Below are 24,442 nucleotides of genomic sequence, written 5' to 3'. Positions count from 1 at the left end.
AATTGATATTGTGGTGCTGCCTATCACATGTTTACTAATTTATTGTATGAAATATTATAGGTCTCCTTTTAGTAAAACATATAAAGGTACGGATAATCACCTACAACAAACGCCTTTGCAGCTGATTGGTTTCTCACTTTTTACAATTAGCTTAGCAGCAATGGGTAGCTGGATAGCCTGGCTTGGAATTCAAGCTCCTCTACAGTACTTCTCGGGTGTTAAAGGAGCCGCCCATGGATATACATTAATTCAAGTTGGTGGTTTAATTGCTTTATACAGTGCATGGGGAGCACTTGTTTTTCTATTTAGGCTAGTTAGCTTACGTAATAAATCTGCCTAACAAACTGTTTAAGAGGGGTTCGCAACGCGTGGCATTTTTTCTATGCGTGAAGTTTCATGGAGAGCTCGGTGAATAAAGTCGCTATCGGAATTTCAAGTGCGCTATTGCTAGTTACTGTTGTTGGAATATTTTTTCGAAGATATGCAATAGCTTGTGAATTTTCTCATATGCTAGATTTTCGAGAAATAAACAATCAGTTCCACATTGGAAGCGATATACCACCAGAGCGCATCGAAGATTTGTCTCAGATTGTCTCTTCCGCATTAAAGAGGATTGATGGAGTCTACGGGAAGCCTGAATCAACACCAAAAATATTGTTTACATCAGACTCTGCCACGGCAATTATTTTTGGAGCCAATGAAACGGCCACCATGCATCGAACGCCTTGGCGATCATGTATTATTGTTGGTCCTAAAGGCCAAAATGTGGACGTCATAGCTCATGAATGGTTGCACGCGGAAATCCAGCAACGTGTCGGCTTTTGGCGTTTTATTCAAGAAGTTCCTGTATGGTTTGATGAAGGGGTGGCACTCACGTTAGATCATAGAGAGCCTTTTTTGCCAGAAAACATCGACTTGTCAAACGAACGAGTTGAGGACGTCCGTAATTTAGTAACAGGAAAGGACTTCTTTTCTGGTAATATCATGGAGCATTATAAAGCTGCCAGAATGGCGGTGATACCATTAATACAAGCTGACAGCCTATACCAAAAGCTTGAACAAATTTCTAATGGCGGCAGTTTCGATGCCGTATTTTTGAAAGCTAACAAGTCAATACAACCCACCGCTAACGCGTCGGCTGATTGAGGCGTTACATTGCAATAATATATTAAATATGAAGTATAAATGCCCAAATTGCGATAACACTATTTTCAATCGAAGATTATCGCATTGTGAATTTTGTAGTTTTGAGTTACCACAAGAGCTATTGCTGAGTGATGCCGAAAAAATTAAGCTGGATAAAGAGTATAAGAAAGCTCAATTAAATACATCTAGGCGAAGGTTAAGTAAAGATGTTGGCTATTCGGGGGTGACTGAAGCGAACGAAGTTAGCTTTCTGCTCGGAGCGCCGAGTCTTCGCACTAGAGCACCCAGACAATGTATTAAATGTAGTTTACCTGTTTCAGAGGACTTTGAAGATTGCCCATATTGTTTTGGCAAGAACGAAAGTGAAGTAAACAAAGCAAGGGTCGCTTACCAACAAGAAATGAAATTGGTTCAGGGGCTCGGTAAATACTTTATTATGGCTTTTTTACTAGTCGCTTTGATTATGATTGGTGTATTTGCCGTATAACAAGTTAGTTAAACTGTGGGCGTAAAACAACAGGCGTGCGCTCCTTGGTCGCCTATTTTGCCTGCTATTTTTTGCTTTTTATCAAGCATTATGAAAATAAGGATGGAACCCATTGAAAAGAGTATACCTGACGATATTGATTCTCTCTGTAGTAATGATCCTGGGAGCTTGGAATATAAGTAAATCAAGAACTTTTCAGGTGTTTGGAGAGATAGTCGCAAAGGCCGAAACGAATGAAAAGGTTATCGCATTAACCTTTGATGATGGTCCTTGGGGAGCGAAATATACCACTCAAGTGTTGAATATCCTCGAAGAGCATGATGTGAAGGGTACGTTCTTCCTGAATGGGTCGGGAATTCAACAAAACAAGCAACCGGCTATAGATCTGGTTAACGCAGGTCATCAGATAGGCAATCATTCGTACAACCATAAAAATATGACGTTAATGGGACTTGACGAGGTGAGGGATGAAGTCGACTCCACCACAGCCTTAATTCGCCAGATTGGATTTGAGGGTGAGATATACTTTAGGCCTCCGTATGGTAAAAAGCTTTTTGTTTTGCCCTATTATTTGAAGTCGGAAGGAATAAAAACAATCACATGGAACGTTGAGCCTGAAACCTATCCTAAAGTTGCAGGAAGTTCTGCGTCTATCGCAGAGTATGTTGTTAACTCTTCTACTCCAGGTTCAATTATTCTTTTACACGTTTTGGGGTCTAAAAACAAAGAGTCGCGAGACGCAATCGGGCCAATAATTAAGGGACTGAGAGCAAAGGGCTACAAATTTGTTACGGTCTCACAGTTGCTAGGGGAAAATGCATAGCAAATGCAAGTAGCCGACTCACTGCTCTCCCTGCTGTTGCAGGCGTTAGCCACAGGACTAACCCAACTATTTAAGGAAGGATGAAATAATTAATGGATGAAATCAGAAGCGATATAAATAGTGAGGAGAAAAATCAAGGGAAGGGTATTCAAATCTTTCCCATGATTTTCGCTCTACCAGCAATAAGTTTATGTTATTCCTAAACTAACGACTAATCATTGAAGAGCCTTTTGGATGCAATAGGCTTTTCCCTAGTAGGCGCATTAAGGTTTGGAATTGGTCTCTTTTCTCTTCGCTTCAAATCATGGTCTAGGCGATTAACAAAGTCCACTAACAGGCTGTCATTCTCTTATCATCGCTTAACCTTGAGTGTGACTCTTATTGCTTAACTATAGGCTTAAAAACTTTAATCTCAAAAATTAAGTTATCATCCTCTTCGGGCAAATAAGATATTTTAACTCTATTACCCTCTTTTATGACTTTTGAATCATGCGCTCTGTTGGCGAAAAAAATGCCACTAGTGATAAAGTCATTATACTCAAAACTAACCTTTCCAACTTTAAAGCTCTCCCTTCGACTGCTAACTTTTTCAGTTTTCAGATCTGTTATTATACCTTCAACAGAAATTAACTCTCCAGATTCAATCCTATCAATTCTTTCCATTCTTTTATAATAAGCATGAATGTTAATGGTCAAATAAAGCAAAACCAACGAAAATAGCAGTCTGAAATCCATTATATTAGAAAGCTTTAGCTTATCCTCATATAACCTCCTAAGAAAGAAAAAAGAGAAGATTAAAGATAAAGTAATAACGATCGTGATATAGAAGTCCCAGCATATAGTTGGAATTTTAGATTGATAATAAATCTCAAACATTATTGCTCTCTATCTAATCTTGGTTGTACATGCATAGGAACCATGCTCGCTCCGTTTCCCATACCTATATCAATCCAGAAACTGCACAACACGAACTATGCGGCTTGTATTTAATCGGTTACTAAATTTGGATAAGGACATTACAAAAAGCATTGTTGCTATGTGAGATAGGGGTGACGTACATATATGTTATTCATATAATCTTTTCATCACCTAGCCTTAAGCCTAGGTGATGAAAAAGTCCACAAGCGGAGCACTTACCGAACTATTGCGTTTATATAACTCAGTGAAACCACAATCCAGGCAGCTAATGGTTACATATTTACCGGTTTCATAATCCAGAATACTTTCTAAGCGATCAGCCGCAGCATAGAGTTGACCAGCTTCATAACCCTTGCACTTACACTTGGGGCATTGGTAATCACCACCTTGTTTTTCAGCGATAATTTTTTTAATTAAATTAAACCTTTCCGGGAAGCTGTACTTATCGATAGAAGAGTAGGCGTCAAATAGTTCATCTAAGGAATATGAACTGTAATTTGGTTCATTGTCAAACATCAATCTTTCTCCAACAGTGGGTAGAATACTTATTAGCGAGAATTTTCAGGGCACGCCACTTCGTTAAACACAAACCTAAACAAATACAAACCTCTGAGTAAGGCGCAAAGAGCTGTCGCAATTTATTAGGTAAATTAAGAACTAGCTCAGACAGTGTAAGTGGAGTGGGCAACATTCTCACCGACATTGGAAAACTGGGTAACTTCGTGGCCATTTATAGTATTTGATTTCTCTAAAGTTGCAACAAGTGGCTTGGGCGTTTTTAGGTAAAGTGTGTTATGCGTCGCTTTCGCTGAGTGTTTCCACTGAGCGGCACTTCGGAAACGTTGAACACCCCCAAAACTGAGCGCCTTTATTGACGCCGCGTTTGGTTTTACGAATAACCATCGCGGAGCCGCAGCGCGAACACGTTTTTGCGTTGGCTTTGTTCGCTAGCAAGTCTTTTACATAATGACGATGGTTAAAATTAGTAACCACGCCTTTTTTAAGCTTTAATTCGTTAATGGATGCAATAATGTCATGGCACTCGGCGATTGAAAACACTGGCTGAGTAAATTGCTTAATATAAGCCACACATCCTCGTGCATAAGTAACGTTGTCTGGCATCACGGTTTTAAACTTACTATCACCGATAAAAACGACTACTGAATGCAACGTATTTGGTGCAATCGCCAATAGCGACTCGAGAGTTTTAGTGTGTTTATAATTCTGATGAAGCGGGTTCTGAAAACGCGTTGAATGACGGTAAATTTTTTGCGTCCATTGCTTTTGTGTTTTAGAGCCAAATATCCAGCCTTTCATATTTTTGGTTTCCACAACGAATAACCCATATACAGAAATAACAAGGTGGTCTATTTGCGTCGTTCCGCTCTCAGTTGGCAGAGTTACGTCTTTCACTAATGTGTAATCCGACGAGGGTAACTGTGATAACAGTCTATTTATAACAAACTCGCCGGCGAGGCCTTTGAACCAAGGGCTTTTGAATACACAGAGAATAATAATTAGCGGTACGAAGTACCAAGCTTTCGCTAACCCCCCGGCTAGCAGTGCTAGTATGTCCACATAACATCCTTATTTAAATCTTACCGCAGTTCAATGCGGCAAATTGGTAAAGTACTCCTGAGTACAGCAGCCTCTGGCGCGACGGCACTCGTATGTAATTATAAATTAGCGAGCCTTTTTTCTGGCGACGTGGCCGGTTCAATCGAACTTGTCTAGCTAAATGTGTTGAGGCAGAACCCTACTGGAAATATTTTGAGCTGAGAAGAATTTAACTAAATTTTAAACTGACAGCCTTAGACCAAAAGCGGGTAACTGTCAGGTTAAATCTGGGCGGGTACATGTAACCTAGGTAAATAGACTTCTAGCTATCCGCTTCAAATTATGGTCAAACTCTTTTTGGGCGATTACAAATTATCATTAATAGGCAATCATTCTCTTCTCATCGCTTAACCGTGAGTATGACCCTTATTATTTAACGTTAGGCTTAAAAACTTTAATCTCAAAAATTAAGTTATCATCCTCTTCGGGCAAATAAGATATTTTAACTCTATTGCCCTCTTTTATTACTTTTGAATCATGCGCTCTGTTGGCGAAAAACATGCCACTAGTTCCAAAATCATTATAATCAAAACTAACCTTTCCAACCTTAAACCGCTCGCTTCGACTGCTAGAGCTGCTAATACCCAACTCCGTTATTATACCTTCAACAGAAATTAACTCTCCAGATTCAATCCTATCAATTCTTTCCATTCTTTTATAATAAGCATGAATGTTAATGGTCAAATAAAGCAAAACCAACGAAAATAGCAGTCTGAAATCCATTATATTAGAAAGCTTTAGCTTATCCTCATATAACCTCCTAAGAAAGAAAAAAGAGAAGATTAAAGAGAAAGTAATAACGATCGTGATATAGAAGTCCCAGCATATAGTTGGAATTTTAGATTGATAATAAATCTCAAACATTATTGCTCTCTATCTAATCTTGGTTGTACATGCATAGGGTCTATACTTGCCCGCCACTCTTATCAGTATCATCTTCAAAGGAGGTGAGCATCTGCGCACCACGAAATTTTCGAGGTTATCCTCACCGAGTGAAACGCCAGCTTGAATTTAGCCTTCCAATTATAAATAAGCTTGGTGGTGCTCTCGGAAGAAGCTGAACCTCTTACACTGAATAGCCTTGCTTATTTACAAAGCAACTGCTTCATGTAGTTTGTATAACTTTTTCTTTTTCATTTTGGTCATGTAACACCTCAATATTGGAACATTGTTCACTATTAAAATGTTCAGCTCAATTAAACCAGTTCATTTTCTGTTAACTGGTCTTTAAAGATTAATAAATTCGCAGCTCGCTCAAGTCTTCGCCGAGCGATGTAATCGTTGACGGTTTCACCGACAACCCCGGTAAAAATACGATGAAAGTGATAAGGCGAGAAATGGCTAACCTTTGCCACATCAGTAAGGGAAATTTTTTCCGTTAAATGAGTTTCAATGTATTGGGTTACTCTCTCAATGCGCTTTTTATATTCTCTGTCCATAGAAACCTGATTTAAAATATGGCTACTGTGATATTTCCTGCCACAGTATTAAAGGTGAAGCGGGGCAGTGAGCTTACCACCTGCTAGTGGCTTAGCACAGCAGGCAGTAAGGCGGGTATAAGATGCGATTAGGCTTTTTTCACAAACTTAGCGGTGACCATCATTTCACCGGCGCCATCGACCTTACAGTCGAGCTCATGGTCTTTACTGTCTTGAATGCGGCGGATCACGGCTTTGGTGCCGATTTTCATGACCATTGAGCTGCCTTTTACTTTCAAGTCCTTGGCAAGGGTCACCTTGTCGCCTTCATTTAATTCCGTGCCGTTGGCGTCTTTGGCCGTGATCGTTTCTTCTTCTTCGATTTGATTGGGGTCCCATTCATAGGCGCATTCTGGGCAAATCAATTGGTTTTGGTCTTGATACACGTATTGTGAATCACATTTTGGGCAAGGAGGAAGAGACATACTATTTAACTACTGAGATTGACAATAGCGCCAATGATAAAGGCTGGGAGGGGATTTTGCGAGTGCCTTCGCACACAAAAAAAGCCCCAAACAAGTTGGGGCTTAGTATATTACCTTAGCTTTAGTCTAAGTAAGTGACTTCACCTAGGTTCAAGCTTTCGATTTGCTCTTTGATTTTAGCAACATCGCCAACAATCACCCATGTAAGCTGCTTGGGCTTAATAAGTGACTGTGCCTGCTTAGTGATAGCCTGCGTATCTGGCTGTTGCACTAGCTGCGGGTATTTTTCTAAATAGCTTACGTCGCGGCCATTGTCGTAGGCATCGGCCAAGGCGTTAAGCAGAGAACGTTTCTTCTCATAGCGACCTGGCAGTTTCGCGATTTTATTGGCAACCACTTTGTCCAGCTCTTCTTGGGTAGCTGGTTGCTCACCAATATAGCCGTTAAGCTCTTTCAGAATTTCCTGCATTGACTCTTTGGTCTTATCGGTTTGCACTGGGGCAAACACAAAGAACGTACTTTGTGCGTCGGTATCCATTAAAATAGTCCGAGCACCGTAAGACCACCCCTTGTCTTCACGTAAATTCATATTCATACGTGAGGTGAAACTGCCGCCGATGATGGTGTTCATCATATCCAAGGTCACTTCTTGCTGGGCGTCAGTGTCGTTGGCATCTGGTCCCAGCAATCCAGAAATAATCAATGACTGCGGCGAGTCTGGCTTATCAAGTACAAAGACCCGCGCTTGCTCGGCGTTGTCCACCGTCGGAATATCTAAACTAGGCGCCGCTTGCTGTGGTGCCTGCCAGCTTGCTAAGGCTTGTTCAAGGCTCTGCTTCAATTGCACTTGGTCAATATCGCCAACAACCACTAAGCGCGCAAGATCAGGGCGCATCCATTTCTCGGTGTAGGCGAGCATATCATCACGGCTAATTGCCGCTACTGATTCTTCGTTACCAGTACCGGTGAGCGGTTTACCGTAAGGGTGGCTGGCACCGTAGAGCAGGGGCGGTAATACACGTAGGGCATTGCTCATAGGCCGTGCCTTTTCTTGCTTGATTTGCTGCAAGATGAGTGTGCGCACGCGCTCAATGTCGCTGTCATTAAAGCTGGGGTTTTGCAGTACTTCAGAAAACAGCGCTAAGCTTTGTTGCCAGTTAATAGCCATGGCCGACATCGACAGCGAGGTCTTATCAAGGCTTGCACTGGTGTCGATAGATGCGCCAAGTTTTTCGAGCTCTTCAGCAAGGGCCAAGGCCGATAACTCACCGGCGCCTTCATCAAGCATATTGGCGGTGAAATTGGCCACGCCTGGCTTGTTATTATCGTCACTGGCGGTACCGGCAGATATATCTAAGCGCATATTAATCACCGGTGTGTCGCTGCGCTGAGATAATACCACTTCAAGGCCATTACTTAGGGTAAAGGTATTCACCTCGGGCAAGTCAAGACTCGGGACGTCGCCTGCACCCGGTACTCCAGTGGAACGATCAACGCCTTGTTCGTTGGCGCTAAGCTCGGCAAATGGGTGCACGGTCAACACAAAGTCGCCACTGCTTAGCCAGCGCTCGGCCGCACCTTGTACATCGCTGGTTGTGGCGTTGCTGGTGATTTCAAACGCGCGTTTATAGTAGCCTGGGTCGTTGTGATACACGGCACCGGAGGCAAGTACATCAGATTTACCGCCAAAGCCGCCCACGCCCTCTACTTGTTTTACCCACTCAGCGGCGTTAGAGAATTTAATACGGTTAAGTTCATCAGTGGTGGGGCCTTGAGCAATGATGTTAGCAATTTCTTCATCGATGATGGCTTCGATTTTTTCAATATTTGCTTTATCAAGGGCATCAACACCAATGATCAGCTGACCTGCTAAAGTGCGCAGGTAGTTAAAGCTAAATACGTTAGATGCTAATTGCTCATCGTACACCAAGCGTTGATACAAACGCGAATTCTTACCACCGGCTAACACGTCACTTAGCAGGTTTAAATACTCGCCATCGGTGGTGCCTTTTTCTGCGGTGTTCCACACCTTCACTATACGCGAAGCAGGTACGCGGTCTTTGATCACCATGCGCGATTGCTCATCACGCTTGGCTATCCACTTTTCCAGTTTGGCTACCGGTTTACCCGGTTTAATATCGCCAAAGTATTTGTTGGCCTTTTTCTTCGCAGTCTCAACATCAATATCACCGGCTAGCACTAACACAGCGTTATTGGGGCCGTAGTAGTCTTTAAACCACTGATGTACATCGTCTAACGATGCCGCATTTAAGTCTTCCATCGAGCCGATGACTGACCATGAATAAGGGTGGCCTTGTGGGAAAGTGTATTTCCACACGTTATTCCACATGGTGCCGTAAGGCTGAGCTTCACCTTGGCGTTTTTCATTTTGTACTACGCCGCGTTGCTCATCGAGCTTGTCTTGAGTGATAGCGCCTAGCAAGTGGCCCATACGGTCAGACTCCATCCACAATGCCATATCGAGGGCAGGGGTCGGCACGTTTTGGAAATAATTGGTTCTATCTGAGTTAGTGGTACCATTTTGCTCGGTGGCACCCGCGCGCTCGAATGGCCCGAAATACTCGTCGTCGTAGTTTTCCGTGCCATTAAACATTAAGTGCTCAAATAAGTGCGCAAAACCGGTTTTACCCACCTGTTCGTTTTTAGCGCCTACGTCATACCACACGTTTACCGCCACAATTGGCGCTTTACGGTCGGTGTGCACCACCACGGTTAGGCCATTGTCCAAGGTGAACGTTTGATAATCGATATTAACGAATGGCAGCGCTGGCGCTGCAGTTTGTTCCGCCTGTTGGTTTGCGGAGGTATTTGTTTGCGACGCAGTGCTTGCGCAGCCGCTGAGGGATAACATCACGGCAACACTAATCGCGCTTAAAGACATCTTATTCATGGTAGTCCTTGTTATTCTATTTATGAGTCCAGTAGTAACTTAGCATGATTTTGTAACCAGCGGCATCATCGATGCGAGCACTGGAGAGTTACAAATGTAAGAAAATATGTTTAGTTATTTAAAGCATAAAAAAAACCCCTCAAATGAGGGGTTTTGGGTAACACAGTGCCAACTAGCACTGGGAATGAGGATGGTACATTAACGGGGTATCCCGTTAGTCAAAGCGCATCTCGGGAACATCGCCTTCAACGATGAGTTTCCCTGCGGTTTTGCTGATTATTTCATCAACACTAACACCGGGTGCGCGCTCTAGCAAATGGAACGCGCCGTCTTTGACTTCTAGCACTGCGAGGTCAGTCACTATCTTTTTAACGCAATTTACGCCGGTTAGCGGCAGTGTACATTGCTCTAGCAACTTCGAATCACCGTGCTTACTTGCATGGGTCATGGTGACGATAATGTTTTTCGCCCCCGCCACGAGATCCATGGCGCCGCCCATGCCTTTGATTAGTTTCTTGGGGATCATCCACGAGGCGATGTTGCCTTGCTGATCCACTTCAAATGCACCGAGTACCGTCAAGTCTACATGACCACCACGGATCATGGCAAAGCTATCGGCGCTATTAAATATGGCTGCACCTGTGGCTGCTGTAACGGTTTCTTTACCCGCATTGATCATATCAGCATCGAGCTCATCTTCGCTGGGGTAGGGACCCATACCCAATAACCCGTTTTCTGATTGCAACATTACCTCAATGCCGTGCGGTACATAGTTGGCCACCAGCGTGGGAATACCAATACCTAGGTTAACGTAATATCCGTCTTCGAGCTCTTGCGCCACACGTTGGGCGATTTGTTCGCGGTTTAATGACATGCTCAGTACTCCTTAGGCAGTGCGTGTGGTAACACGTTCAATACGTTTTTCAAAATCGCCTTTGATAACGCGATTAACGTAAATCCCTGGGGTATGGATTTGGCTGGGCTCCAACTCGCCCGGCTCGACAATCTCTTCCACCTCAGCAACGGTAATTTTACCCGCCGTTGCGGCCATGGGGTTGAAGTTCATGGCCGTATGGCGAAAAACCAAGTTGCCGTAGCGGTCGGCTTTCCACGCCTTAACAATGGCAAACTCACCGATGACTGATTCTTCGAGAATATAGGGGCGACCATTAAACTCTTTCACTTCTTTGCCTTCGGCGACTGGTGTGCCGTAGCCAGTGGCGGTGTAAAAGGCTGGAATACCGGCACCGCCGGCGCGCATCTTCTCAGCCAAGGTGCCTTGTGGGGTGAGCTCAACTTCTAATTCGCCATCCAGCATTTGTCTTTCGAATAGGGCGTTTTCACCGACGTAAGACGCCATGATTTTTTTAATTTGTTTATCTTCGAGTAGCACACCAAGGCCGAAGTCATCCACGCCACAGTTATTAGAAACCACGGTGAGGTCTTTCACCCCTAGGCGTTTAATTTCACTAATGAGGCCTTCTGGGATCCCGCACAGGCCAAAGCCGCCTGCGATCACGGTGTCACCGTCTTTAATTCCCGCCATTGCATCGGCGTAACTGGTGACTACTTTGTCAAAACCGGACATGTCTACGCACTCCTTCGTTGTTGTTATTGGTCACAGTGGGCAAGAACGGCGTTTGCGACCTTGCTTTGTGGTTGTTTATCAAGGGCACGGCATATTGCCGCGCCTGTCTGTGCCAATCTTTGTAAATCAATACCTGGGTTGATGCCAAGCTTTTGTAATAGATAAACCACATCTTCGGTGGCAACATTTCCTGACGCGCCTTTGGCGTAGGGGCAGCCACCGAGTCCCGCAACGGCACTGTCAATGGTGGCAATCCCCATTTTGAGCGCCGTGTAGATGTTACTGATGGCTTGGCCGTAGGTGTCATGAAAGTGTACCGCCAGCTTGTCAGCGCTAATATCTTGCAATAGCACGCTCAGCAGGCTTTCTACTTGGTTGGCAGTGCCCACGCCAATGGTGTCGCCAAGGCTGACTTCGTAACAGCCTAAATCGAGCAGCTGCTGGCTGACCTCGAGCACCTTTTGGGCGCTGACTTCGCCTTGATACGGGCACCCCAGCACACAGCTTACATAGCCGCGCACCTTGATGCCGTTAGCCCGAGCCAAAGCCACCACTGGGCGAAAGCGCTCAATGCTCTCTTCAATGCTGCAATTAATGTTTTTGTTGGTGAAGGCTTCACTGGCCGCAGTAAAAATAGCAAATTCGCCCACCCCGGCTTGCAGTGCAAGCTCAGCCCCTTTTAAGTTGGGGGTCAGGGCGCTGAATAACACCTCATCGGGGCGCTCAATAGCGGCAAATACCGCGCTGGAGTCGGCCATTTGTGGCACCCACTTCGGTGAAACAAAGGCGCCGCCCTCAATATGTTTAAGCCCAGCGTCACACAAACCATTTATCAGCGCGACCTTGGCAGCCAAGGGCACACTGGTTTCGTTTTGTAGGCCATCACGGGCCCCAACTTCGACGATTCGCACTTGATTAGGCATGGCCATTAGCTGTGCTCCTCGACCACGGCAAGTAACGCGCCATGACTAACTAGCTCACCCTCGCCATAGCAGTAACTGCTTAACACGCCATCATGAGGGGCATTAAGCGTATACTCCATTTTCATGGCTTCCATGACCACGATGGCATCGCCTTGAGAGACCTCAGTGCCAAGCGCCTGCAGGTGTTTGACCACTGTGCCATTCATTGGCGCGGCAAGAGCGTCGTTGGCACTTTGCTCAGCGCCAATATAGTGCTTCGATGCCAGCTCAAACTGGAATTGTTGGGCGTCGCGCATCACACACAAGTGCTCGCTGTCAACGGTGGCATCGGCGCTAAAGCGCTGGCCGTCGACTACCACCACATAGTGCTTGCCATGGCGTTCGCCATTAATGTCATAGCGCTGACCATCAATATCCACCGACATCCCGGTGGTGGCCACATGCATAACCACATCGTGACCAATAAGCGGCACGGCAACTTCATTGACTGAGTTGAGCTTAAAGCCCGCTAAACGTTGCCACGGTGAGGCGCTGGCTTGCTGGGTATTTAATTGGCAGAAATACACCCAAGCGGCCATCGCCAACGTATGGGCATCGGCTTGGGGCTCAACGGTCAATGCATCGCTGTGACTGTCGATAAAGTGGGTATCCATGGTGCCTTGTTGCAACGGCTCGGCTTGAGTCAGCGCTAATAAAAAGCCAATATTCGCTTTTACCCCGGCAATATGAGTTTGTTTTAGGGCATCTGCCAAAAGCGCTAAGGCCTGCTCACGGTTATCGCCGGTAACAATAAGTTTGGCTACCATGGGGTCGTAAAACGGACTTATTTCATCGCCACTGGTCACCCCGGTATCAATACGTATCTGTGGGCTGGCCGGTGGAAATTGCACATGGGTGAGGGTGCCGCTACTAGGCATAAATTGCTGCGCCGGGTCTTCGGCGTAAATGCGTGCTTCAAAGCTGTGCCCGCTAATGCGCACCTGCTCTTGCGTTAATGGCAAAGGCTGCCCTGAAGCAATGGCTATTTGCCATTTCACTAAATCAACACCGGTGACCATCTCCGTGACTGGGTGCTCAACCTGTAGTCGGGTGTTCATCTCCATAAAGAAGAACTCTTCACCACAGAGTAAAAACTCCACCGTACCGGCGCCAACATAATCAATGGCCTGCGCGCAGCGCACAGCGGCTTCACCCATGGCGGTGCGTAAGGCATCACTGAGTCCGGGGGCGGGCGCCTCTTCAATCACTTTCTGGTGACGGCGTTGCAAAGAGCAGTCGCGATCGCCAAGGTAGATGCAATTTCCCGACTTATCGGCAAACACTTGCACTTCAACGTGACGTGGGGTGTCCACATAGCGCTCAATGAGCACCAGATCATTGCCAAAACTGCTGGCTGCCTCGCGTTTTGCGCCCTCAAGGTGCTCGACGAAGTCGGCTTTGTCGCGCACTACGCGCATGCCTTTACCGCCGCCGCCATAGGCCGCCTTAATAAGTACGGGGTAACCGATTTTATCCGCCTCTTGGCGTAAAAACTCGGTGTCTTGTTGGTCGCCATAATAACCGGGAACCAGTGGCACATTAGCCGCTGCCATAATTTCTTTGGCGCGGGTTTTAGAGCCCATGGCTTCGATGCTTTTGGCACTGGGGCCAATAAACGTCAGGCCTTCGCGCTCGCAGCGCTCGGCAAAGGCTTCGTTTTCAGATAGGAAGCCGTAACCGGGGTGAATGCAGTCGGCCGCCGCCTGCTTGGCAACGCGAAACAGGGTCTCAATATCTAAATAGGATGATTTGCTTGGCGCCGGACCAATATGAAAGGCACTATCGGCTAATTTAACGTGTTGTGCATTGGCATCGGCGTCGGAATAAACGGCGATGGTGTGCAGCCCCATGGCCTTAGCACTGCGGATAATGCGGCAGGCGATTTCACCGCGATTGGCGATTAAAATTCGTTTTAACATAGCTTATCCTTGTTGTTGCCAGGCTGGAGCTTGCTTTTCAAAAAACGCCGTAAGCCCGGTTTGGCCCTCGTCGCTGACGCGGATCGCGGCGATACGCTCGGCGGTCAGTTGGCGTAAAGAATCATCGATGGGCTGATGAGCCACCTCGGCAATTAGGCGCTTCGCTGCTTTGACTGCTTGCGGGCCATTATCGGCTAACTTACTGAGCAATTGCTCGGCGCTGGCGTCCAGGTCGTCACTGAGCTCGTGGATCAGCCCGAGCGTTTGTGCTTGCTCGGCGTTAAATACCTCTGCGGTGAGGAAATAGCGTCGCGCATTGCGCTCGCCCATGGTTTTGATCACATAAGGACTGATCACGGCAGGAATAAGCCCCAGTTTGACCTCTGACAGGCAGAACTTGGCGCTGCTATCGGCGAGGGCAATGTCGCAACAGGCAATGAGCCCCAGCGCGCCGCCAAAAGCGGCCCCTTGCACTAAACACACCGTGGGCAGGGGACACTCATACAGCACCTGCATCAAGCGTGCGAGCTCCATGGAGTCAGCTACGTTATCCTCGAAGCTATTATCCTTCATGGATTTCATCCAGTTTAAATCGGCCCCAGCGGAGAAGTGCTTGCCTTCACTTTTAAGTACCAAAGCGCGTACATCTAAGGTGCTGGCATGCTCGATACAGCGGATCATTTCGTTGATAAGCACATCGTCAAAGGCGTTGTGTTTTTCAACACGGGCCAAGGTTAAGATGGCGATGCGACTTTTAGTTATTGTTAATGTGACAGACATAGCGCCTCCTTACATCCTAAATATGCCAAACTCGGACTCTTTCGCTGGCGCGTTGGTGGTGGCCTCAAGTGCCAAACCAAGTACTGAGCGGGTGTCGGCGGGGTCTATGATGCCGTCGTCCCAAAGCCTTGCACTGGCGTAGTAGGGGTGCCCTTGGCGCTCATACTGCTCAATGATGGGCTTTTTAAACTCGTTTAGCTGTTCATCGCTCATGGACTCGCCTTTGCGCGCTAGACCGTCTTGCTTCACTTGCGCTAATACCCCTGCGGCCTGCTCACCGCCCATCACCGAAATACGGGCGTTGGGCCACATCCACATCATGGTTGGCTCATAGGCGCGGCCACACATGCCGTAGTTACCGGCGCCATACGAGCCACCAATAAGAATGGTAAACTTAGGCACCTCGGCACAGCTTACGGCGGTCACCATTTTCGCGCCATGCTTGGCGATGCCCTCGGCCTCGTATTTCTGCCCGACCATAAAGCCGGTGATATTCTGCAAAAACACCAGTGGGATATTACGTTTGGCACACAGCTGAATAAAATGCGCGCCTTTTTGCGCCGACTCGCTAAACAACACGCCGTTGTTAGCAACAATGCCCACCGGGTGGCCGTAAATTTCGGCAAAGCCGGTCACTAGGGTCTCGCCAAAGTAGCGCTTAAATTCATCAAAAGAAGAGTCGTCGACGACGCGCGCAATCACCTCGCGCACATCAAAGCTCTTTTTCAAGTCGGTGCCGACAATGCCGTAGAGCTCGTGGATATCGTAGCGTGGTGCTTTAATCTCTTTTAATACCGGCGCGACTGGGCGTACATGATTGGTGCGGGCAATACATTGGCGCGCAATCGACAGGGCGTGCTCGTCATTGTCAGCATAATGGTCAGCCACACCGGAGGTTTTACAATGCACATCGGCACCGCCTAAGTCTTCGGCGCTCACTTCTTCCCCGGTAGCCGCTTTAACCAAGGGAGGGCCGGCAAGGAAAATAGTGCCTTGCTCTTTGACAATAATACTTTCATCAGCCATGGCGGGAACATAGGCACCACCAGCGGTACACAGCCCCATGACCACGGCGATTTGCGGGATCCCTTTTGCCGACATGCGCGCCTGATTGTAGAATATACGGCCAAAGTGCAGTTTATCGGGAAACACTTCGTCTTGCTCTGGCAGGTTAGCGCCGCCGGAGTCGACTAGATAAATGCAAGGTAGGTGACAACGCTCGGCAATTTCTTGAGCGCGCAGGTGCTTTTTCACCGTCAGCGGGAAGTAGGTGCCGCCTTTAACGGTGGCATCGTTACCGACAATCATGCACTCCACGCCTTGCACTCGACCAATCCCGGCAACCACACCAGCGCAGGGAATGTCTTGCTCATACACGCCGTGGGCGGCGAACTGGCCGATTTCCAAAAACGGCGAGCCCTCATCGAGCAAATGTTCAATACGGTCACGAACAAATAACTTGCCTCGACTTTGGTGGCGCTCCACGTATTTTGGACCGCCGCCGCCACGAATAGTAGCAGCGCGCTCATGAAGGTCTTGAACCAATGAGCGCATCGACTCGTCGTTAGTGAGAAACTGCGGGTCTTTAGGATTAATAGCAGAAGATAAAATCGTCATAACGCACCTTAGCGGCTTTCAGTGAATAGCTCGCGGCCAATCAGCATACGGCGAATTTCTGAGGTGCCAGCACCAATTTCATACAGCTTGGCATCACGCAGCAGGCGCCCAGTGGGGTATTCGTTTATGTAGCCATTGCCGCCCAGAATCTGAATTGCATCTAAGGCCATTTTTGTTGCTAGCTCAGCCGCGTATAAGATAACGCCGGCCGCATCTTTACGGGTGGTTTCGCCTCTGTCGCACGCTTGGGCAACGGTATAAACATAGGAGCGTGCGGCATTCATTTGCGTATACATATCGGCAATTTTGCCCTGAATAAGTTGGAAGTTACCAATCGGGCTGTCGAACTGTTTACGCTCATGAATATAAGGGACGACCACGTCCATACACGCTTGCATAATACCCAGGGGTCCGCCAGCGAGTACTACGCGCTCATAATCGAGGCCACTCATAAGTACTTTGACACCCTCATTAAGGTTGCCAAGAATGTTCTCTTCGGGCACGGCGCAATCCTCAAACACTAATTCACAGGTGTTTGAGCCACGCATCCCCAATTTATCGAGCTTTTGCGCTTGGCTGAATCCAGGAGTGCCACGCTCGACGATAAACGCGGTGATCCCTTTTGGGCCGGCGTTGGCATCGGTTTTGGCATAAATTACAAAGGTGTGAGCGTCAGGACCATTGGTGATCCACATCTTGTTGCCGTTTAGGATGTATTGGTCGCCTTTTTTCTCCGCTTTTAAGCGCATAGACACCACATCTGAACCGGCACCAGGTTCACTCATCGCCAATGCACCAATGTGCTCACCACTGACAAGCTTGGGCAGATATTTTTCTTTTTGCTGCTCGTTACCGTTACGGAAGATTTGGTTAACGCAAAGGTTAGAGTGTGCGCCATAGCTTAAACCAATTGAGGCGCTGGCACGGCTTACTTCTTCCATCGCAATAACATGTTCGAGATAACCTAAGCCGGCACCGCCATATTGCTCATCAACAGTCATGCCTAGTAGCCCCATCTCACCAAATTTAGGCCACAGCTCATTGGGGAACATGTTTTTCTCATCAGTTTGTTCAGCAAGCGGCGCAATCTCGGCGCTGGCGAATGAGTTTACGTGGGAGCGGATCATATCGGCTGTTTCCCCGAGGCCGAAGTTGAGTTCTTTATAAAGCGAAATTGTACTCATGGTGATTAATCCTGTTGTAAATGTGAGAGGGTTTCACGGCAGCGTTTCTCAGCCGTAACGAGTTCCATTAGCACGACTTTAATGTCGTCCATTTGCTGATTGAGGTGTGCTTTCTTTTCTTCGATAAGATCGAGCATAGTGACAAGCTGCTTGGCACTGGATTTGTCTGCGTCATAAAGTTCGAACAATCGACCCGTTTCTGCTAGGGTGAAACCTAAGCGTTTACCGCGAAGGATCAGCTTCAAGCGCACTTTATCGCGTTTAGAATAGATTCTGGTTTGGCCATTTCGTCTCGGAGTAATAAGCCCTTGGTCTTCGTAAAAACGAATACTGCGGGTGGTTATATCAAACTCCTTGGCAAGCTCACTGATAGAGAACGTTTGCTCGCTGGCCGTTGGGCTTTGCTCTGTCATTGTCTTTTAGTCTTATCTACTACAAATTTTTAACACCAATATAAGTGAAGTTTACGTAAAGGTAAAGCTGCATTTGGTGCTCACTTTTATTCTTCTATTTTCTTTTCCATAAGCCCTGAAGCTAACTGTTTATAAGGCTTAGCTTAAACTCGCATTGTTTTTATAGGCGTAACTAGGCGGTGGCTGCTAAAGTTTACAGCGATTGAAATTTCATCATTTCACTTACCTAATTGACGTTGGCGTAAACGTAAATTTTATGTATGCTCAAGTGAAATTGATATGGAGAACACAGTATGAGTACACCATTGCAGGATAACGATATTGTTATTGTTAGTGCCCAGCGTACCGCCATGGGTGGTTTTATGGGTGCACTAAGTGGTGCCAGCGCCACTGAGTTGGGTGCTAGCGCAATCAAAGGCGCCTTAGCGAGCGTTAATCTAGATGCCGGCGAAATCGACGAAGTCATTATGGGGTGTGTTTTGCCCGCTGCTTTGGGTCAAGCGCCTGCGCGTCAAGCGATGTTGAAAGCAGGTATGGAAAAGCACACTGGTGCAACAACCATTAATAAGGTGTGTGGCTCAGGTCTAAAAGCGGTAATGCTGGCTCATGACCTAATCAAAGCAGGCAGTGTTAATAGTGTTATCGCTGGTGGCATGGAAAGCATGTCAAATGCTCCTTATATGTTACCGAAGGCGCGCTCAGGCATGCGCATGGGCCACGGCGAAGTAAAAGACCATATGATGATGGATGGCTTAGAGGACGCTTACGATAATCTCGCAATGGGGTGTTTTGCACAAAGCACTGCCGATCAATACGACATGACTCGTGAGCAAATGGACGAATTTGCACTTAACTCACTGGCTAAAGCCAACAAAGCAATTGAAAGCGGGGCCTTTAAGGCGGAAATCACCGCGCACACTATCAGCAGTCGTAAAGGAGACGTGACGGTGGAGTTGGATGAGCAGCCAGGGAACGCCCGTCCAGATAAAATTCCGTCATTGCGCCCAGCGTTTAAAAAAGACGGCACCATCACCGCAGCAAACTCTTCGTCAATCTCCGATGGCGCTGCGGCACTTGTGGTAATGAGCTATGGCGAAGCGCAAAAGCAAGGCATGACCCCCATTGCCCGGATCAGCGGACACAGCACCCACTCACGTTTACCGGCTGAATTTACCATCGCCCCTGTTGGCGCTATGGAGAAGCTATTGAAAAAGCTTGATTGGCAAGTAGACGACGTTGATTTATGGGAAATCAATGAAGCCTTTGCCATGGTCACGATGCTGGCTATTAATGAAATGAAACTTGATGCTGACAAAGTCAATGTCAACGGTGGCGCGTGTGCACTTGGGCATCCAATTGGAGCCAGTGGTGCACGAATTTTGACCACGCTAATTCATGCGTTGCGTAATCAAGGCAAACAGCGCGGTGTCGCGTCACTGTGTATCGGCGGCGGTGAAGCCGTTGCTTTAGCTATCGAAACACTTTAATTTTTTCGCGCCCATAATTACTACAACACTGGGCGCTGCTATTTTGGGGAGTATGCATCATGCATCAGGTACCACTTTATATCGGCGGCGAAATGCGCCAATCCACATCATCACAATGGCTGGATGTTCTTAACCCAGCAAACCAAGACGTCTTGGCGCAAGTGCCACTGGCTACCGAAGACGAAGTCAATGAGGCGATTGCCTCAGCTAAAGAAGCGTTTAAAACGTGGAAAGATGTGCCGGTCACTGAGCGAGCACGTATTATGATGCGTTATGCGCAGTTACTAAAAGAGCATCATGATGAAATAGCTACAATTATCTGCCATGAGTTAGGTAAAACTTTTGAAGATGCCAAAGGCGACGTTTGGCGTGGTATTGAGGTTGTTGAGCAAGCGGCGAACGCCCCATCAAATATGATGGGGGAGACGGTTTCTAACGTCGCCCGCAATATTGATACCTATTCATTAATCCAACCTTTAGGGGTATGTGCGGGGATCACCCCGTTTAACTTCCCGGCGATGATCCCACTGTGGATGTTCCCACTGGCTATCGTTTGTGGCAATACCTTTGTCCTTAAGCCCTCTGAACAAGACCCGCTCACACCGATGCGTTTAGTGGAGTTATTTGAAGAGGCCGGTGCACCTAAAGGGGTGTTGCAGGTGGTGCATGGCGCAAAAGATCAGGTTAATCAGATCCTAGAGCACGATGATGTGCGCGCTATCTCGTTTGTCGGCTCCTGTGCAGTAGGTCAATACATTTATGATAAAGGCACCGCTAACCTCAAACGGGTGCAGTGCTGTGTAGGTGCTAAAAACCACCTCGTGGTGATGCCAGATGCGCATAAAGAGAATGTTATTAATAACCTAGTGGGCTCTTCTGTTGGCGCCGCAGGGCAACGCTGTATGGGTATTTCAGTGGCGGTGTTCGTGGGTCAGTCAAAGCAATGGGTTGATGATTTGAAAACTGCGTTGAGCAAAGTACACCCAGGTACTTGGGATAATCAAGATGCTGCGTATGGCCCGCAAACCACCGCTGCGGCCAAAGAGCGTATTCTCTCTTTGATTGCCAAAGGTAAAGAAGAAGGTGCCGAGTGTTTGCTTGATGGTTCAGATTGCACTGTAGAAGGCTATGAGAAGGGCAACTGGGTGGGGCCAACTTTATTTGCCAATGTGACTCCAGACATGGCTATCTACCGCGAGGAAATTTTTGGCCCGGTACTGTGCTGTGTGTTTGTGGATACCTTGGAAGAGGCCATCGCCTTAATCAACGACAACCCTTATGGCAATGGTACGTCGCTATTTACCGCCAGCGGCGCAGCGGCACGTAAATTCCAGCATCATATTGAAGTGGGTCAGGTGGGTATCAATGTGCCAATTCCTGTGCCGTTACCGTTTTTCTCCTTTACTGGCTGGAAGGGCTCGTTTTATGGCGACCAGCATACCTATGGCAAACAAGGTGTGCGTTTTTACACCGAGACCAAAACCATCACCGCACGTTGGTTTGAAGACGACGCAGTCAGCGGTCCCAATATGAGCATCAACCTAAAATAACTGGTTCGGCCGGTTCAATCCGGCCGCTATGTAAGTAGTAAAGAGAGTGCATTATGGATTTTAACCTTACAGAAGACCAACAAGCCTTTGCCGATATGGCTGAGCGTTTTGCTGCCCAAGAGTTGGCCCCGTTTGCAGCTAAATGGGACCAAGAACATATTTTTCCAATAGAGACCCTACAAAAAGCCGGTGAGCTGGGCTTTTGTGGCCTCTATACTCCGGAAGAAGTCGGTGGTCTAGGGCTGTCACGTCTTGACTCAAGCATTATTTTCGAGCAGCTGGCTAAGGGCTGTACCGCCACAACCGCCATGCTTACTATCCACAATATGGCGACGTGGATGGTCGCAAGCTTTGGTACTGATAGCGCCAAGGAGCGTTATTGCCCTGAGCTTGTCACCGGTGAAAAACTGGCTTCGTATTGTCTAACTGAGCCAGGCAGTGGCTCCGATGCGGCGTCGCTAAAAACAAAAGCGGTTCGTGACGGGGATGATTATCTAATCAGCGGCTCAAAAATGTTTATTTCCGGCGCTGGCAGTACTCAGGTGTTAGTAGTGATGGCTCGCACCGGCGAAGCAGGGCCCAAGGGCATTAGCGCTTTTGTTGTGCCTGCCGATGCTGAAGGGATCAGCTATGGTAAAGCCGAAGAAAAAATGGGCTGGAACGCGCAACCAACCCGTTTGGTCACGTTTGAAAATGTACGCATTCCTCAAGACCATTTGTTAGGTCAAGAGGGCGAGGGCTTTAAGTTTGCCATGCAAGGGCTTGATGGTGGCCGCATTAATATTGCGACCTGCTCATTAGGTACGGCGCAGCAGGCATTGAACACCGCCAAAGAGTACCTAAAAGAGCGTGAACAATTTGGTAAGCCATTAGCGGCGTTTCAGGCACTGCAATTTAAGCTTGCAGATATGAATACCGAACTGGTGGCGGCCCGACAAATGATCCGCTTAGCGGCGTTTAAGCTCGATAGCAATGACAGTGAAAAAACCACTTACTGCGCCATGGCTAAACGCTTTGCCACCGATGTGGGCGTAAAGGTCTGCGATGACGCACTGCAAATTCATGGCGGTTATGGCTATATCAAAGAATACCCATTGGAGCGCCACCTTCGTGATGTGCGCGTACATCAAATTTTAGAAGGCACTAACGAAATCATGCGAGTGATCATTGCGCGTCGTATTTTGGCCGATCACGTCAGCGAAATTCTATAAGGAGTCATTATGTCGTCAGCACAAATAAAGTTGGAAAAACGTGGCCACACTGCCATTTTAACAATGAGCAACCCACCGGCTAATACGTGGACGAAAGAGACACTGACAGCACTTAAAGAGCAGGTTGAAGCCCTAAACGCCGACAAAGACATTTTTGCCTTGGTGCTTACCGGGGAAGGAGAGAAGTTTTTCTCTGCTGGGGCCGATTTAAATGTGTTTGCCAGTGGCGATAAAGGCGTTGCTGCACAAATGTCGCAAGTATTTGGCGCCGCCTTTGAAACTTTAAGCGATTTTCGTGGTGTGTCTATTGCTGCCATCAATGGTTTTGCTATGGGCGGAGGCTTGGAAGTGGCCTTAGCCTGTGATATTCGCATCGCCGAAGAGCAAGCGCAGATGGCCTTACCTGAGGCAAAAGTGGGTCTGCTTCCGTGTGCTGGTGGCACTCAAAATCTGGCGCTCTTAGTTGGTGAAGGTTGGGCTAAGCGCATGATTTTGTGTGGTGAGCGTATTAAAGCAGACAAAGCGCATAGCATAGGCTTAATTGAAGAGGTCGTTGGCAGCGGTGAAAGCTTAGATAAAGCTCTTGCCCTCGCTGAGCAGGTAGGTGAGCAAAGCCCAGTCGCGGTCAGCTATTGTAAAACTCTAATACAACAGGGTCGTCATGGCGATATTCGCAGCGCTTTGCCACTTGAACGCGAGTTATTCGTGAAGCTATTCGACACCCAGGACCAAACCGAGGGCGTTAACGCGTTCCTTGAAAAGCGTAAAGCGAAGTGGGTGAATGGCTAATGGACGAACTTATCCCGTTAAATAATCAAGACGCCGAAGTTGTCTTTGAACTGGCTCAGTGCAGCAACGGCTCTAAAATTGGATTGGCAACGCTCAATGTCCCTAAGGCTCTCAACGCGCTGAACTTGAATATGATTCGCTTGCTTGATAAGCAATTGAAGCATTGGGCCGATGACGATGAATTAGCCTTTGTAGTTCTTAAGGGGATGGGTGATAAAGCGTTTTGTGCTGGTGGTGATGTCGTCAGCTTGCACAGCGCTATGGCTACAGGGGAGCCTGCAGACTATGGGCAAACCTTTTTCAGTGAGGAATATCGTCTTGATTATGCTATCCACTGTTACAACAAACCGATTGTTGTGTGGGGCGATGGTATTATCATGGGCGGCGGTATGGGCCTAATGGCTGGCGCCAGTCATCGGGTGGTCACTGAGCGCTCAAAGCTTGCAATGCCAGAGATCACCATTGGCTTATACCCTGACGTAGGCGCGAGCTACTTTTTGCAAAAAGCTCCGGACAACATTGGCTTGTTCTTAGGCCTGACCGGGGCATTGATGAATGCCGATGATGCGCGCTTCGCTGCCCTTGCCGATCACAGTATCGATAGCAACAAGTTTACCGCCTTACTGGCAACCTTGTGCGAGCAGAGTTGGGGCAAAGTGGCTGCACTGAATCATGATAAGCTCACTCAACTTTTGAAGAAGTTTGATGGTGAGTCAAAAACCATGGAAAAAGGTGGCCTGCGCACTCATTTGAATACCATAAATCGTATGAGCGAATACAGCGATTTAGCGGGTAAGGTAAACTACCTTACGGGTATAGAAAGTGATGATAAATGGTTAGCTAAAGCCGTAAAAACGCTGAAGCATGGATGTCCGCTAAGTGCTCACCTGGTATTTGAACAACTTAAGCGTGCTCAAGGGCTGTCACTCAAAGCCTGCTTCAAAATGGAGCTGGGTATGTCGGTGACGTGCTGTGAAGTGGGTGAGTTTCAAGAAGGGGTGCGCGCATTGCTGATAGACAAAGACATGAGTCCGCAGTGGCAATACCCCAGTTTGCAAGAGGTACCTGAGTCGGTAATTGAGCGCTTTTTTAATCGCCAGTGGCGTGAACACCCACTTGAAACCCTAGTCTAGGAGG

24 protein-coding genes are annotated in these 24,442 nt (G+C 47.4%); 9 read left to right on the top strand and 15 right to left on the bottom strand.

Translation table 11 applies throughout. The features are described from left to right. From EXT46_RS18800 to EXT46_RS04245, 4 genes are all read left to right on the top strand, one after another. Positions 1-340 (top strand): hypothetical protein (locus EXT46_RS18800; RefSeq protein WP_165381053.1); only part of this gene is annotated, 340 nt, incomplete at its 5' end. 68 nt (positions 341-408) lie between these two features. Further along, a complete protein-coding gene (locus EXT46_RS04255; protein WP_130145424.1) occupies positions 409-1,146 on the top strand; it encodes a hypothetical protein in 738 nt (245 codons plus the stop codon). Between the two features lie 28 nt (positions 1,147-1,174). Beyond that, positions 1,175-1,633 (top strand): hypothetical protein, encoded by a 459-nt coding sequence (locus tag EXT46_RS04250; protein ID WP_130145422.1) that lies wholly within the window; start codon positions 1,175-1,177, stop codon positions 1,631-1,633. A gap of 112 nt (positions 1,634-1,745) precedes the next feature. After that, positions 1,746-2,456, top strand: coding sequence for a polysaccharide deacetylase family protein (locus EXT46_RS04245; protein ID WP_165381052.1), 711 nt, complete (start codon positions 1,746-1,748; stop codon positions 2,454-2,456). Positions 2,457-2,834: 378 nt separating this feature from the next. Here the strand turns inward: EXT46_RS04245 and EXT46_RS04240 are convergent, their stop codons facing one another. The 15 genes from EXT46_RS04240 to EXT46_RS04170 all read right to left on the bottom strand — a co-directional run bounded on the left by EXT46_RS04240 (position 2,835) and on the right by EXT46_RS04170 (position 18,268). Next, positions 2,835-3,332 carry a hypothetical protein gene (locus EXT46_RS04240; protein WP_130145420.1) on the bottom strand — a complete coding sequence of 166 codons (498 nt, stop codon included), beginning with the start codon at positions 3,330-3,332 and terminating at the stop codon, positions 2,835-2,837. A 225-nt stretch (positions 3,333-3,557) separates the two neighbouring features. Continuing rightward, a complete protein-coding gene (locus EXT46_RS04235; protein WP_130145418.1) occupies positions 3,558-3,890 on the bottom strand; it encodes a zinc ribbon domain-containing protein in 333 nt (110 codons plus the stop codon). 276 nt (positions 3,891-4,166) lie between these two features. Next, positions 4,167-4,952: an NERD domain-containing protein gene (locus EXT46_RS04230; protein ID WP_130145416.1), complete on the bottom strand. Its 786-nt coding sequence runs from the start codon at positions 4,950-4,952 to the stop codon at positions 4,167-4,169. A gap of 408 nt (positions 4,953-5,360) precedes the next feature. Then, a complete protein-coding gene (locus EXT46_RS04225; protein WP_130145414.1) occupies positions 5,361-5,855 on the bottom strand; it encodes a hypothetical protein in 495 nt (164 codons plus the stop codon). 332 nt (positions 5,856-6,187) lie between these two features. Further along, the gene (locus EXT46_RS04220) at positions 6,188-6,430 is read right to left on the bottom strand and encodes an AraC family transcriptional regulator (protein WP_130145412.1); all 243 of its coding nucleotides are present in this window, start codon (positions 6,428-6,430) and stop codon (positions 6,188-6,190) included. Positions 6,431-6,558: 128 nt separating this feature from the next. After that, positions 6,559-6,894, bottom strand: a complete 336-nt coding sequence (locus tag EXT46_RS04215) for a zinc ribbon domain-containing protein YjdM (RefSeq protein ID WP_130145410.1) — start codon at positions 6,892-6,894, stop codon at positions 6,559-6,561. A 121-nt stretch (positions 6,895-7,015) separates the two neighbouring features. Beyond that, positions 7,016-9,805, bottom strand: a complete 2,790-nt coding sequence (locus tag EXT46_RS04210; RefSeq protein WP_130145408.1) for a pitrilysin family protein — start codon at positions 9,803-9,805, stop codon at positions 7,016-7,018. 214 nt (positions 9,806-10,019) lie between these two features. Next, positions 10,020-10,679 (bottom strand): CoA transferase subunit B, encoded by a 660-nt coding sequence (locus EXT46_RS04205; protein WP_045978812.1) that lies wholly within the window; start codon positions 10,677-10,679, stop codon positions 10,020-10,022. A gap of 12 nt (positions 10,680-10,691) precedes the next feature. Continuing rightward, complete coding sequence (locus tag EXT46_RS04200; protein ID WP_130145406.1) at positions 10,692-11,393, bottom strand: CoA transferase subunit A; 702 nt, start codon at positions 11,391-11,393, stop codon at positions 10,692-10,694. A gap of 23 nt (positions 11,394-11,416) precedes the next feature. Beyond that, positions 11,417-12,322, bottom strand: coding sequence for a hydroxymethylglutaryl-CoA lyase (locus EXT46_RS04195; RefSeq protein WP_130145404.1), 906 nt, complete (start codon positions 12,320-12,322; stop codon positions 11,417-11,419). Continuing rightward, complete coding sequence (locus tag EXT46_RS04190) at positions 12,322-14,274, bottom strand: acetyl/propionyl/methylcrotonyl-CoA carboxylase subunit alpha (protein ID WP_130145402.1); 1,953 nt, start codon at positions 14,272-14,274, stop codon at positions 12,322-12,324. Before EXT46_RS04190 ends, EXT46_RS04195 begins: the two co-directional genes overlap by 1 nt. Positions 14,275-14,277: 3 nt before the next feature. Then, a complete protein-coding gene (locus EXT46_RS04185) occupies positions 14,278-15,054 on the bottom strand; it encodes an enoyl-CoA hydratase-related protein (RefSeq protein WP_130145400.1) in 777 nt (258 codons plus the stop codon). Between the two features lie 9 nt (positions 15,055-15,063). Beyond that, a complete protein-coding gene (locus EXT46_RS04180) occupies positions 15,064-16,671 on the bottom strand; it encodes a carboxyl transferase domain-containing protein (RefSeq protein ID WP_045978807.1) in 1,608 nt (535 codons plus the stop codon). Between the two features lie 8 nt (positions 16,672-16,679). Continuing rightward, positions 16,680-17,855: an isovaleryl-CoA dehydrogenase gene (locus EXT46_RS04175; RefSeq protein ID WP_130145398.1), complete on the bottom strand. Its 1,176-nt coding sequence runs from the start codon at positions 17,853-17,855 to the stop codon at positions 16,680-16,682. A gap of 5 nt (positions 17,856-17,860) precedes the next feature. Further along, the gene (locus tag EXT46_RS04170) at positions 17,861-18,268 is read right to left on the bottom strand and encodes a MerR family DNA-binding transcriptional regulator (protein WP_045978805.1); all 408 of its coding nucleotides are present in this window, start codon (positions 18,266-18,268) and stop codon (positions 17,861-17,863) included. Between the two features lie 293 nt (positions 18,269-18,561). On the opposite strand from EXT46_RS04170, the gene EXT46_RS04165 reads away from it, so the two are divergent. The 5 genes from EXT46_RS04165 to EXT46_RS04145 are packed head-to-tail and all read left to right on the top strand — an operon-like array spanning position 18,562 to position 24,438. After that, on the top strand, positions 18,562-19,755 hold the full coding sequence (locus EXT46_RS04165) for an acetyl-CoA C-acyltransferase (RefSeq protein ID WP_130145396.1): 1,194 nt from the start codon (positions 18,562-18,564) through the stop codon (positions 19,753-19,755). Positions 19,756-19,814: 59 nt separating this feature from the next. Next, on the top strand, positions 19,815-21,305 hold the full coding sequence (locus EXT46_RS04160) for a CoA-acylating methylmalonate-semialdehyde dehydrogenase (protein WP_130145394.1): 1,491 nt from the start codon (positions 19,815-19,817) through the stop codon (positions 21,303-21,305). A 53-nt stretch (positions 21,306-21,358) separates the two neighbouring features. Then, entirely contained in the window at positions 21,359-22,516 is a 1,158-nt protein-coding gene (locus tag EXT46_RS04155; protein ID WP_022944552.1) for an acyl-CoA dehydrogenase family protein, read from the top strand. A 9-nt stretch (positions 22,517-22,525) separates the two neighbouring features. Next, the gene (locus tag EXT46_RS04150; protein ID WP_022944551.1) at positions 22,526-23,305 is read left to right on the top strand and encodes an enoyl-CoA hydratase; all 780 of its coding nucleotides are present in this window, start codon (positions 22,526-22,528) and stop codon (positions 23,303-23,305) included. Then, entirely contained in the window at positions 23,305-24,438 is a 1,134-nt protein-coding gene (locus tag EXT46_RS04145; protein WP_022944550.1) for an enoyl-CoA hydratase/isomerase family protein, read from the top strand. Before EXT46_RS04150 ends, EXT46_RS04145 begins: the two co-directional genes overlap by 1 nt. The last annotated feature ends 4 nt before the right edge of the window (positions 24,439-24,442 follow it).

It is taken from the genome of Pseudoalteromonas sp. CO325X (assembly GCF_004208955.1).
Taxonomy (GTDB): Bacteria; Pseudomonadota; Gammaproteobacteria; order Enterobacterales; family Alteromonadaceae; genus Pseudoalteromonas; species Pseudoalteromonas ruthenica.
Note: the sequence above shows the minus strand (reverse complement) of the source record. Positions and strands in the feature narration are given on the sequence as shown.